The 11,925-nt window shown below is 42.3% G+C and carries 18 protein-coding genes; 5 read left to right on the top strand and 13 right to left on the bottom strand.

The window, feature by feature from the left end; all coding sequences use genetic code 11:
• Positions 1 to 134: 134 nt before the first annotated feature.
• The 13 genes from HWQ39_RS26535 to HWQ39_RS26475 all read right to left on the bottom strand — a co-directional run bounded on the left by HWQ39_RS26535 (position 135) and on the right by HWQ39_RS26475 (position 5,310).
• The gene (locus HWQ39_RS26535) at positions 135 to 671 is read right to left on the bottom strand and encodes a hypothetical protein (RefSeq protein WP_292851854.1); all 537 of its coding nucleotides are present in this window, start codon (positions 669 to 671) and stop codon (positions 135 to 137) included.
• 91 nt (positions 672 to 762) lie between these two features.
• Complete coding sequence (locus HWQ39_RS26530; protein ID WP_100903457.1) at positions 763 to 981, bottom strand: hypothetical protein; 219 nt, start codon at positions 979 to 981, stop codon at positions 763 to 765.
• 299 nt (positions 982 to 1,280) lie between these two features.
• A complete protein-coding gene (locus HWQ39_RS26525) occupies positions 1,281 to 1,538 on the bottom strand; it encodes a hypothetical protein (RefSeq protein ID WP_292851849.1) in 258 nt (85 codons plus the stop codon).
• Between the two features lie 33 nt (positions 1,539 to 1,571).
• Complete coding sequence (locus HWQ39_RS26520) at positions 1,572 to 1,727, bottom strand: hypothetical protein (protein WP_292851846.1); 156 nt, start codon at positions 1,725 to 1,727, stop codon at positions 1,572 to 1,574.
• A gap of 1 nt (position 1,728) precedes the next feature.
• Entirely contained in the window at positions 1,729 to 1,950 is a 222-nt protein-coding gene (locus tag HWQ39_RS26515) for a hypothetical protein (protein WP_292851843.1), read from the bottom strand.
• 7 nt (positions 1,951 to 1,957) lie between these two features.
• Entirely contained in the window at positions 1,958 to 2,170 is a 213-nt protein-coding gene (locus HWQ39_RS26510) for a hypothetical protein (protein WP_292851841.1), read from the bottom strand.
• A gap of 14 nt (positions 2,171 to 2,184) precedes the next feature.
• Positions 2,185 to 2,514 (bottom strand): hypothetical protein, encoded by a 330-nt coding sequence (locus tag HWQ39_RS26505; protein WP_292851838.1) that lies wholly within the window; start codon positions 2,512 to 2,514, stop codon positions 2,185 to 2,187.
• Positions 2,515 to 2,525: 11 nt separating this feature from the next.
• On the bottom strand, positions 2,526 to 2,726 hold the full coding sequence (locus HWQ39_RS26500; RefSeq protein ID WP_292851835.1) for a hypothetical protein: 201 nt from the start codon (positions 2,724 to 2,726) through the stop codon (positions 2,526 to 2,528).
• A gap of 40 nt (positions 2,727 to 2,766) precedes the next feature.
• On the bottom strand, positions 2,767 to 3,390 hold the full coding sequence (locus HWQ39_RS26495) for an ERF family protein (RefSeq protein ID WP_292851832.1): 624 nt from the start codon (positions 3,388 to 3,390) through the stop codon (positions 2,767 to 2,769).
• A gap of 79 nt (positions 3,391 to 3,469) precedes the next feature.
• Positions 3,470 to 3,682, bottom strand: coding sequence for a hypothetical protein (locus HWQ39_RS26490; RefSeq protein WP_292851829.1), 213 nt, complete (start codon positions 3,680 to 3,682; stop codon positions 3,470 to 3,472).
• 65 nt (positions 3,683 to 3,747) lie between these two features.
• A complete protein-coding gene (locus HWQ39_RS26485) occupies positions 3,748 to 4,173 on the bottom strand; it encodes a hypothetical protein (protein WP_292851826.1) in 426 nt (141 codons plus the stop codon).
• A 289-nt stretch (positions 4,174 to 4,462) separates the two neighbouring features.
• Entirely contained in the window at positions 4,463 to 5,029 is a 567-nt protein-coding gene (locus HWQ39_RS26480; RefSeq protein WP_292851823.1) for a hypothetical protein, read from the bottom strand.
• Between the two features lie 107 nt (positions 5,030 to 5,136).
• Positions 5,137 to 5,310: a hypothetical protein gene (locus HWQ39_RS26475; protein WP_292851820.1), complete on the bottom strand. Its 174-nt coding sequence runs from the start codon at positions 5,308 to 5,310 to the stop codon at positions 5,137 to 5,139.
• 293 nt (positions 5,311 to 5,603) lie between these two features.
• Between HWQ39_RS26475 and HWQ39_RS26470 the strand changes: the two genes are divergently transcribed.
• The 5 genes from HWQ39_RS26470 to HWQ39_RS26450 all read left to right on the top strand — a co-directional run bounded on the left by HWQ39_RS26470 (position 5,604) and on the right by HWQ39_RS26450 (position 11,568).
• Positions 5,604 to 5,963 carry a helix-turn-helix transcriptional regulator gene (locus tag HWQ39_RS26470; protein WP_223278596.1) on the top strand — a complete coding sequence of 120 codons (360 nt, stop codon included), beginning with the start codon at positions 5,604 to 5,606 and terminating at the stop codon, positions 5,961 to 5,963.
• A gap of 178 nt (positions 5,964 to 6,141) precedes the next feature.
• On the top strand, positions 6,142 to 7,716 hold the full coding sequence (locus HWQ39_RS26465; RefSeq protein WP_292851817.1) for a hypothetical protein: 1,575 nt from the start codon (positions 6,142 to 6,144) through the stop codon (positions 7,714 to 7,716).
• A gap of 106 nt (positions 7,717 to 7,822) precedes the next feature.
• Complete coding sequence (locus tag HWQ39_RS26460) at positions 7,823 to 8,152, top strand: hypothetical protein (protein ID WP_292851814.1); 330 nt, start codon at positions 7,823 to 7,825, stop codon at positions 8,150 to 8,152.
• A gap of 20 nt (positions 8,153 to 8,172) precedes the next feature.
• Entirely contained in the window at positions 8,173 to 8,481 is a 309-nt protein-coding gene (locus HWQ39_RS26455) for a hypothetical protein (protein ID WP_292851811.1), read from the top strand.
• A 909-nt stretch (positions 8,482 to 9,390) separates the two neighbouring features.
• On the top strand, positions 9,391 to 11,568 hold the full coding sequence (locus tag HWQ39_RS26450) for a calcium-binding protein (RefSeq protein WP_292851808.1): 2,178 nt from the start codon (positions 9,391 to 9,393) through the stop codon (positions 11,566 to 11,568).
• Positions 11,569 to 11,925 lie beyond the last annotated feature (357 nt).

The following is an 11,925-nucleotide window of genomic DNA, read 5'->3' as shown; positions in this document are numbered from 1 at the left end:
TTTCTACAGGAAATTCTTCTGCATTTGGATCAACTGTTGAGTCTGAAGCGGCAAGCTGTTCTAATCCAGCAATAATTTGTTGTGGGCTATAACTAGCACTTAATAATTCAAACAATTCTGCGCGAGTAAATGTACTATTCGACATGATGTATCTCTCCTAAACCATGCGATGTGAATCTAAGTTGTTCTTGTTCAAAGTTGCTGCGAGTATATTCACCTTTGTTAGCTTCAATAATGGCCTCAACAAGGGGCTTTTTATCAATGCCTTGAACAATGTCAGAAAACAATTCGCCAATCTTTCCTACTACCCATACTTGGTACGTTGTCATTAATGGCGCACGTAGTCTCTTTTCTTGAGCAAAAGCTTTCATTCTTAAAAGTATTAATCTATACTCTGGAACAAGTTGGGCTACTTCTGTCCACCGTTCTAATGTACGGGGGCAGATGCCTAAAATTTTAGTTGCTTTGGCTTTTGACATCGGTAAAAGCAAGAAATTGACTCCCGATTGGCTTGGTTTTTGATGAAAAAGTTGTTCTCTCCATTGTGACTTCATGAACTTAGTCAAATCCGTGTCAATAGTCTCAAAAAGATAGTCAATATCTGTGTCAAGCTCCGTATCAATCTCTGTATCAAGACCATTGTCAATATCTGTATCAATATTGATGTCCATGACAAACAACTATTGACTATCTATTGACCTTGCTCTTTTATAATAAAAAAACTATGTCGAAGCGGGTAGTGTCTGTGTGACCTTTTTGGATTTAAAAAGCGCTTAAATATAAATCTAATAAACCAAAATGATTTAAGACAGATTCTTTTGGTTGTTGGTAACGACTACTATGCTCGTCAGCCAACCAGTGCTTAAGAGTTTCTGGTGGATAATCGCTTAGTTCATGAATCTCGGATACCGATAATCCGTGCTTCAATTTAAATTCTTTAGGATGAATCCGTTTCACCTTCAATAAATGTTTGTTTGACATAATGCAATTACTTATAAAATCTTTCATCTGATGCGTTTTGATGCAGTGATACCGAAGGCACAATTTTTGTACCTTCGGTAAAAAGCAAGCAGACCATAAGTGAGGCTCGATCTCAAACAAAGTAGCATTAAGCTTTTGGGACACGCGGATGATTTAGATGAGGCTCTGCACTCTAGTAATCCCGTTAAAATAACTGTCTCATGGTCTGCTTAATCCCTTGCCCTGACGGATTCTGCGCCTCTATAAGAAAGAAAATTCATTTTTTTGAATTTTGCAGAAAATCCCGGTTTTTAGTTGTTTTATTTGAAGTGGGTTTTTTGATTTGTTCTGTAGTCATTTTTGAAGCCTGACTTTGTTTGACCAACACCGATCGCTCTCTCCCGTCGGCACTCCCCCTCTCCCCGATATATCAGAATCTGCAGCGCCTCTATTTCCTGCATCGGAGAAACACAGATTTCAGCAATGGCACTAATCAAATTCTGTTGCTGATGCACATAGTCTTGATGTTGCTGCTCTAACTCATGAATTCTGGAGTTTAATTGTTGCTGCTGCTGCACTAATACAAGAGATGAAAACTGGTCGTTTCATATTTATTGCTGCTTTTTGGGTGGTTCGTGTTTAGATAACAGAGCGGCAAAATCATAAATCGTTACTGTTGGTTTTGATTCCGGCTCTGGTTTTGGTTTTGACTCGATTACCAGTTCTGGGCTACCCAAGCCGACTGCATTTTTTATTTCTTGCTCCATTTCAAAATTCTCCTTTCTGGGACATCTGCTCTACGCCATCAATTGCTTCAACTAACTCAAACAAAATGTTGACAGCATCGTTTAACACCACATCATTAGTAGTAGAGAAATACTGCGATGACTGAATGTTACGATAATCTCGGCTACTGCCAACAAGCCGCAATGTATGTTGACAACCCTGCAATATAGCCCGAATCTCTGGTGTAGTTAGCTTAATTTCCATTAGTGTTTTAACCTTGAAAAACTGAATCGATCTCGCCGTTATCAATAGCGTTCTTGGCGTGGCTAACAGCTTGGGTATGATTGTCAAATGTTTGAGTCGTAGGAGTAGCCCAAGTTGTTTTTAGCAGTCCTGTTTTTCCCACATGAACATCTACACTGCCATCTGATGATTCAGTAGTCTCGATTTTGTAGCCGCCATGCTTGGTTTTGTACTCTTTCATTGCTGTTTATCTCCCTAAAATTTATCTCGTTGAACACTAAAACTTGCTCCAACCAAGGCAGTACCCAAAAAAGCTGAACAACTAACCAACATTGCACCCAAGCAAATGTTTTTCTGCTGCTGCCAACCAGAGATGATGATGTTGGAGTTAGCATTCGTCTCAATAATCTCCATTCCCCAGCAAGCTATTGCCCCTACTCCAGAGAATCCAGTAATTAGCAGAGAGATAATTGCAGTTGTTTCTATGGTGCGATCAATGAATACTTTGGGGCTAAATCTTTTTCGAGTCCGACGAAGAACTAATTTGTTACGAGTGTTTGAAGGCAAAGACGATTGATGAGTCATTTTATGGATTTTCATTTCGCTTCGTCTAACTCCACAAAAAAACCTGCACGAGTATTTGTCACTTTCACCAACTTACGATTGACTAACGTTTGAATCACCTCCAGACTAAAATTGATAGTGCATAATCGAGCGCTGCCACCGCAACGGCGGAGGTACTGAAGGCATAGTGAGGACTGGTCAGTAGGGGTGGGGTGAGTGGATTTTCTCGGCATGATATTTTTCCTATTGATATTATGAGAAGAAATGTTTACTTCAATTCAGTTCAGGCATTTGTGCAAGCGCTCCTTCCATCCATGCTTGAATTGATCCCATCTCAGAAACACCTCGTAATACTGCATCAACTACGTGTTTCTGATATGAATTAGCAGCATGATTTGGATTCCTAAATTTATTACCAGCCCAAGCCAAACACATAGTTTTCACTAGTTCGTCAATCTGGACAGAATCAAGCTCACTGGGACTACTAACACTCTGAAAACGCAGCCACTCTTTCACCAAATCGAGCGGATAATTTAAAAGTGTGCGAACTTCTTTAACTCGCAAATCTTTTGGGCTGATTGATGATGGAGTTACAGCTTGTTTTGGTGACTGGACTCTATACTGTTGATTGTCTTTTCGAGGTCTAATGTTATTGTGTGGTTGTTCAGGCTTTTGAGGAGTTGCACCTTCAGCATCATTATCTTCATCAGCAGTCACCGATAAAATTGCACAGACCGCATATCGCCGTGCATAGGTCAAAGCTGCACTAAACTTTTGAGAGTCACTAATTTCAGGTAAAGGATAAGTGCTGGTGATACTCTCTCCAGATTCATGAAAAATATGAGTCCGTAGTACGGTTTTACCTTCAAAGATTTCGGTGGTTTGAATTATTACCAATCCATTATCTCAATAATTTGATTCAGTTCAAATTTCATACTTCCTTGAAACTCCAAAGCTTTTTTATCAAAGTTGTGTATCAGAAAGTCTCCTGATTAAACTTGACTTCAACGACTTCTTCCACACAACCCATTGCCTCACTCAAATAGTGCAGAACATCACCCAAGTGTGTTGCTGCTTCTGGGTCAATCTTTTTATCCGCAATCAACAAAAGCCAAGTTTCATCTTGAGCGATCGCCTGAATTTTCTGGTAGCACGAATTGAACTGGTTCAGTATTTCTGTGGTTTCCATTGGTATTATTTATGAAGCTAAATAGTTTTATTGAGGAGGTGGGCTGTCAAGATCCACCTTTTTCCTTAAGCTGCTACCAAATCCCTAGTTTCTGGCGTTGGCACATATTTCTTCAATCGCTCCCATTCTTCAGAAGTCAGTGAATCAAACTCTTTATCAAGTAATTCCTCTTCTGTATGTGGTTGTTCCGTAGCCGTTGTTGATATCCTCACCACCTTCAAAAATTCATCAAGCCCAACTGCTGCATCAATCGGCTCGGCGTATTGAAGGGAATCAACTCTGTTAGACCAGTGGGTAATGTGTTGAAAAATTACTCCCAACATAGAATCACCTTTGTACACTCGATAATTTCTGGGGCAAGCTCCGTTAACATAGACCAGTTTGTAGCCGGGAATATTGATGACCTCTGCGTTGGGGTCGGTTGGAGGTAGGAGAATTTTCTCTATTGGATCATGCAACTGGGCTGCTTGAAGAGAAAATAGGCTAATCATATTGCAATATGCCATGACGATTTAAATTGTCATAAATTTCGTTGTAGAGGCGATTGCTTTTGTCTTGGGGCAGCAATCGCTTTTCTTACTTGCAGTACTAAGGATTCCTTACACATCTGCATTCGCATCTGTAGCAGATAGGAAAATTTTCTCGTGGCAGTCATCTACTTGAAGTAAGAAGTTACTTGCTGTACTTTATGTCATGATTGTTATTTTTAAAGCAGCGATTGAGCTTTGAAGGCGATTGCTTTTGTCTTGGGAAGCAATCGCCCTTTCTCACAACAGCAACTTACGCCGCTACTGCCGTTCGGACTCCCAACGACGCAATCACATCTTTTGCACTTCCAGCAACCCGATTTACCCCGTACTGTCTCGGTCTTGCGTACCAACCTTGGTGATTGCACCCGATGAGGCCAACCAAATGCCCGTCTCGGTAGAGTTTGGTGCTGAACGAAAGCCAGTCAATCTGACCGTGGTACAGACCAAAAGCAGTGCAAGCTTCCTCCAGTTCATCGCTCAATCGCTCGTTGCGCTCCAGAGGTGTTTCTGGGAGAGTCGCTTTGACTTCTGCAACTCTTGTAGCAAACCAGTCCCTATCGAAGGGTAGTCGTCCACCATCAAAGAATTGCACCCATACGGTGATTCCGCCTTCAATCCAGATGGTGCGAACTGTTTCGGGTTCGACTTCGATAATCTCACCAATGATGCGGCGATCTCTGCTGGTGAGAGGATCTTGGGTTGGGGCTACAGCTTCGGCTTGGGATTCGAGGTGGGTGTATAGTTCTGCTTGGGCTAGGGCTTGCTCATCAACAGAAGAACTAGGAATTGCTTGCTGTGTATGTGTTGCATACGTCATAATAAAAATCTCCAATTTATTTGGGTAAAAGGCGATCGCAAACTTTCCAGGGTGGGCGGTCGCCTTTGTTATGTGTGCAAAGAACGTTGTGGTTCAGCACAACGCTCTCAAATAGATTTGGCGTAGCCATATATTTGTGACTCAAAGCCAGTGGCACTTGAGTGATACCAAAACAGGAGATACAGCGTATCAGGCGACGTGTACGGCTTCAAACGCTTCAACTGCCGTCCTGCTGGTAATTTCTTATTCAGTGCAAATCCATTTCCCGGCTGTGTACCCATCGCCTTCTCTGGTTGCGCCAGTGCCTCGGTTACTCATCAAGCGGTCACTTTGGATTGTGCTGTCAAAGTTCTGTAGTTTTTAGTGCTTCTTTATTTATTGAAGAGGCATAACACTTTTTCCTCCTTGTTAATTACAAGTCTAACTTGGAATACAGCCTGATGTCAAGAGGTAAACTTGTATTTTTATAAGTTTAATTTGTAAATATATTTATTATTTTTGTATATTTCAAAGTCTAACTGCTAACATTTGTACTAGTGTTAGGTAGCGGAGTACATTTAAGGTGTTGATTTTTGTGAATCAGACTTTGATTAAGTGGAAACTAAAAGAGGTAATGGCAAGATATGACATCAAGGCGGGTGATCTTGCCAATGAGTTAAATCTCAGTGCTAATTCAGTATCAAATTTACGGAAAGCCAAAACAATGCCACGCTTGGATGGTCATTCCCTAAATAATCTCTGTAACGCACTAAATCGTCTAGCGCACGATTTAGATAGGCAGATTACTCCGTTCGATTTAATTGATTACACCCAAGATTCAGATACTTCTGCCTCTTCTGAAAACCCTAACAGCAGTAAGAGTAGCGCACTAAGTCAAGGCCGAAAGTCTTCAGCAATTGATGCTGAAAATCAAGCCTGTTTAACGGCTGCATAGCAAAAGCGATCGCCGCCCGTCACAGCAATGCGATCGCCTGCTCAATCCGTTTACCACAAAGTGAGCTAACTATAATGCTGCCACATTTTTGGAAAATCCATCTGACAGCTACCTGGTTCACTTTGGTTAAACTGCAACACCCCAACATTTCAAGCATTTACCGTAGTGAGCAATAAATATGCTGACACTAGACAGAGAAGAGACAACAGCACTTGATTACAGTGTTGTCAAGGCCAGCATCCAGGAAACCTTCACCGCCATCGACCGTTTTGAGTGGCAAGCAATAGATGAACTGCGCGTTATGCGAGATGACCACTATTACAAAGATGGTGGACACAAGAGCTTTGAAGAATATTGCGAGAACGAGCTAACCAAACACGGTGGATATCGCCGGGTCAGAGATTTGCTCTCTGCGAAAAAAGTAGTTGATACTCTGCCAGGAGAACTCAGGGAAAAAATCACTAAACCATCCCAGACACGCTCCTTACTTCGGCTGGTCAAAACTCCCGATAAGTTACATGAAGCTGTTGTGATCGCAGCCAAAGAAAAACCCTTCCCTACTGCTGCCGACTTCGCCAAAGCAGTGCAGCAAGTTGCACCAACAAAAAAACGCGCCACAAAAGCCGAAAACCCTAAAACGCAATTGTGTAATTCTGTCACTGTTTCTTCCCTTTCGCATCCTCGTTATGGGGAGTCAGGAGTGATTGAAGCAGACGCACCTAACCACTGGCAGCAGATTGTCACCTTTACTGATGGCGAGAGGCTGTTAGTCAATAATGGGGATCTAGATGCCCCCAGTGTCCCATTCCCCAGAGAACAGAACTATCCACCAGAATACACTGAGGCAATTGCCCAAATTAAAGAACAGCATCAGCAAGAGTTAGAGCGACTTTCCCAGGAATTGAGGATTGGTTTACAAACAGAAGCAGCTACCAGAGCCGAAGCCCAGGTACAAGAGCAAATCCAATCCTTACAGCAGATGTACAAGCAACAAAGGGAGCAAAACGTTCAATTGCAGCAGCGATTGGATGAGATGGAGGGGTTGAGAAAGTTAGAGATTGAGAATCAGCAACTCCTTTCTCGCATTCAGGAACTAGAACACGCCGTAGAGCAACGTCCTTCGCAACAGTGGGGAAATACCATGACCCAGCAAGCGACCAAAGCTTTGAATAAACAGGTGAAGCAAGCACTGGAGAAAACCATTGATCTGCGATCGCTGGCCCAGGAACCCCCCAAAGAAAATGCCCAAGAATGTCTGCGGCTGATGGGCATGGCACTGAAAAACCTTGCCAGCGCAATGAACAATACCCAAGCGCTCGAAGCTGCGGCCATAATCTTGGGGAGTGAAGCGACAGAATCCGCGATCGCATACCGTGCCGAGCAATTGGAAATATTACCCCAAGCAGTTAGCGATATTAGGGCAGTGCTTGGAAAACCTGGGTGTACTTGGCAGGATTACTGGGCAGTGGCGCAAGAGTACGAAGTTATAAAAGCAGACTACTGGGCGGAATTAAGCACAGAGGAAACAGATTTAATAGCTGCTCTCCAGAAAGTATCCTCTCAACCGGAAATCATTGGCATCGGCTCTATTGTTGCCCATGATGACCCGTATCGTACTTTGTATGTCGAGAGAGGTGAAGTTGTAGAGGATTTAGGCGAAGAGTTGGTGGTTGCTTGGGATCACTGGAAAGAGCAATCGAAAAAAGCTGATAGGTATTCACGAGACGAGTTGCGATTCTGGCAACCTCAATAGGTCTTCAGTGTATCGGTGACTTTTTAGACAATCAAATACGAAGTACCAAGCCCCGCAATGACAGTGGGGGAAATTTCCGTGCGTCAATATAACAGGAGATTGTACAATGACTGCAACTATTACAAGACCCAAACCCAAAAAGGCTGCCACTAAACCACAGTCACCGTATAAGCGGCTTCATGTGATTATTCCGATTACAGATATGCTGTGGGCTTCGCAGCAAAAGCCATCAGTTACGCAATTGTGGCAGGAGTGCTGGACGGCTGACCCCTATGGTTCTCGGTGGATGCCTTTGACCTCAGCTTTAGGATACAGTACTTTTATCTCTGCGAAGAAAATTCTAGCTGAAAGTGGATTGTTCATCTTCAAACCCCCGTTGCTCAAAATGAATTTTCTGGCAAGGAAGCGATCGCTAATCAAACTCAGGGGCAGGTAGAACAAAGTAATCCCACTTCGTTGTTAGTTGAAAATTCAGTTTCGGGTGTAGAAATCAAAGCAGTTCATGAAGGTGAAAGTTCCGCGCCGCCCGTGTCACAAACTGAAAAGTGGTCGCATGAGGCGATTGTAGCGAGGTCAAATGCGCGACCTGTAAGAAGGGAGAAACTGAATCGAGCGGCGAATTCGGGCGAGAATCCGGGGTTTGGTTTTTTGCAGGAGTGTTGGGATGATCCGGCGTTGCAGATTGTGCTCAAGAAATTGCTGGCGAAGTTTGGGCAGTGGGGGATTGCAGTTGTGGATGGGGTGCTGGTTGATTGGGAGGAGTAGCGATTGCCCTTTCCCCCTTTTCCCTTTCTGGGTAATTATTACAGGCTTCGCCATCTTAGGAATGATTGCCTTTTTAAATGGGGTGAAGGCCCGAGTCAAACCATCGCCGACTGTAATTAAATCCCATCCTAACTACCAAAACCTACGAGCTGACGGCGTTATTGCTGCCTAATTTTGTCCAAAGTATTGTTCAAACTTATTTTACTATTTTCTGGCTTTTTGTTACTTAGAACTAAAAGAGTATGAAGAATAGATAAAGCTCAGTATTGCTGTGTACATCTATCGGCAAATAATGTGAAGAGTATGCAAAGACGGTTTTTTAAAAATACACATCTAAGTAAGATATTGAGTATGTAGTTATTTTGAGGCAATTAAGATATTCTCTATATTCAGACTCGACATCTACGGAGAATAGTCCATAAGCTAAGTATAAAACTATCTTTCCCGCTCAAAAATTAACTGTTTCTCACTTTGAAGCTTGTAGGACTTAGGCACTGGCAAAAAACCAAATATAGAAGGTGGTTTTTAGGGATTCAAGGTTTATTTTTTGATGATTGTTCACGGATTTCTACTGAACAATTATCTAGAATTCACAGCTTGATTAATTTGTATAGTGCTTAAGGCTTAGATAGTAAGAGAATAGTTATGGGACTCAGGCATCAACAAATGTAGGTCAATTCATGAATTGAACCTCTAGAAAATCAAGGTTTTCACTGTCTTTTTACTAGCTTTAAGTTAGATACTTGTCAAGTATAATCCCATTCTCTAGGTGGATATTCGAGAAACATGACTGTTTTTCAAGAGGATCAACAACCTCAAGTTTTGGGGAATTTTCGTGCCCTGAAACATCACTTGCAACATTGTAAGAACTGAAGTTACTCAAAAAATCAATTTAGGTAGGTAAAATCTATGGCAAGTATCATTGGAACCAACGGTAACGATACGCTATCGGGCAGTAACGGCGGCGACATCTTGACTGGTGGAGGTGGTCATGATATTTACAACATTGGGTATGGTGGGGGATACACTATTACAGATTTTGGTGGCATAGGTCAAGGAACAAATCCGACAGCAGGAGTCATCGCTGAAGTGGATACCCTAATATTCCGAGAAGATTCTAGTGCTACTGCTCGAAATCTGCTGCTTACCCAGAATGGCAGCAATCTGGAAATCACCTTTGAAAATGATTCCAATAGTAAAGTCACCCTGCAAAACTTTGCCCTGTCCAACCTGGATAACCTTAGCACATCTACAGGAGCCACTGTAGATTTGGACAATATCGTATTTTATGGACAAACTAGCACTACAGACAGCTTTGATGTCTTCAATGCCGACTCCACCCAAAGCACTATCTTCAACAAAAATACAGTCACCTTCCTTAATGACCTGAACAATAATGTTAGCGGTTTTGATGACTCAGATGATGTCATCAATGGTCAGGGGGGTAATGATATCATCGACGGATTGAGTGGTGATGACATACTTAGAGGTGGTGCAGGCAATGATTCTCTGATTGGTGGTACTGGTAATGATTCTCTGATTGGTGGTACTGGTAATGATACTCTGATTGGTGATACTGGTGATGATTTTCTGAGTGGTGGTACTGGTGATGATTCTCTGATTGGCGGTACTGGTAATGATACTCTGATTGGTGGTACTGGTGGTGATAGATTGATTGTTGATAATTCACCCGGCAATAATCTGCTCTGTGGTGGCAATGACAATGATGGTTTGGTTATTTCTTCTGCCGATGGCAATAACACCCTTAACGGTGGTGCAGGTAACGATAACTTGAGTGCTAGGAATTCAACAGGTGATAACCTACTCAATGGTGGCGATGGCAATGATTATTTCGTCGTCACTATCGACTTCAACGACTCTCGCTCCTATGGCAATAACACCCTTAACGGTGGCAGTGGTGATGATTATTTCAATGCTCAGTATATATTAGGCAATAATTTCTTTTATGGGGGCGATGGCAATGACTCGTTCTTGTTCAGTGCCCGAAATACTTCCTCCTTAGTGACTACAACTGTAGATGGAGGAACAGGTGACGATACATTGGAGTCTTTCTATTATGACACCACTCTGACTGAGGGAATTACTTCAGCTTTTAATGCTACTACTAACATTGGCTCGATTACACAAGGCACAAATCGGCTTAACTACAAGAATATTGAACAATTAAACATCATAGGTACACGTTACAACGATAACATTGTGGGGAGTAATGGCAACGATACACTCTCCGGCAATGATGGCAATGACACTCTCAATGGTGGTAATGGTGATGATAATTTGAGTGCTAACAGTTTAAAGGGTAATGCCCTGGTGGATGGCAATGATGGCAATGATTCTCTTAGTGCCTTTGGCTACTACGACACCTACCGAAATCAGTTGCATCTCAATGCTATCTCTGGAAATAATACCCTCAATGGTGGGGCTGGTGATGATACCTTAGTTACCAACTATTCATCAGGCAATAACCAACTCTCTGGGGGCAATGGGAATGATTTTCTTAATGCCTCCGGGTCAGACGACTTATACTCTTTCTACAAAGTTTATACTGTCTCTGGCAATAATACGCTCGACGGTGGTGCTGGCGATGATCGCTTGATTGTTGATTATTCATCAGGTGCTAATCTGCTTTTTGGGGGGGATGGGAATGATTCTCTTAGCGCTTTTAACGCATCTGGTAATAATACCCTCTATGGTGGTAATGGCAATGATATCCTTACAGGTGGCAAAGGTAATGATAGCCTAATTGGAGGATCTGGTACTGATACTTTTGCTTTTAATAGTTACAATCAAGGCGTTGACACTATTTATGATTTCAATGCCACTAATGAACTGATTCAGGTATCAGCTATTGGTTTTGGTGGCGGGTTATCAATCGGTTCACTTTCAGCTAATCAATTTACCATCGGCACATCTGCAACGACAAGCGATCAACGATTCATTTATGATTTTTCTACAGGTGGATTGTTCTTTGACCAAGATGGCAGTGAATCTGGGTTTACTCAGGTAAAATTTGCTCAATTATCAACTGGATTGTCACTAACCAACAACAATTTTGTGGTTGTTTAATTAAAGATTTCCAAAACATAAATTTAGGAGTCACGCAAAACTACCTCGTTATGAAAATGATAATCATTGTGAGGGGGAGTTAGAGGCAGCCGTCGGCTGCCTGAATTTTCACGGTCAGTTCTCCACTCTTCTAGCGTAGGTTTTCTCACAGTCTGATTCTCAATAGTTTTAGATTAATGACTAGGAATCACGAGAAGATCGGCGCAAAGAAAAACTCGATTTATGCGATCGCCACAGGAAAGGAAGGTTACACCATCGAAAACTCTTCAAAGTGACTTTTACAGATGGCGTGAAAAGCCAGGACGGCTGCCTGTCAAGGAACATGCTATTCTTACAGGAACTCCAAAAAAGAATTTC

The organism is Nostoc sp. NMS8 (assembly GCF_017115045.1).
GTDB lineage: Bacteria > Cyanobacteriota > Cyanobacteriia > Cyanobacteriales > Nostocaceae > Nostoc.
Note: the sequence above shows the minus strand (reverse complement) of the source record. Positions and strands in the feature narration are given on the sequence as shown.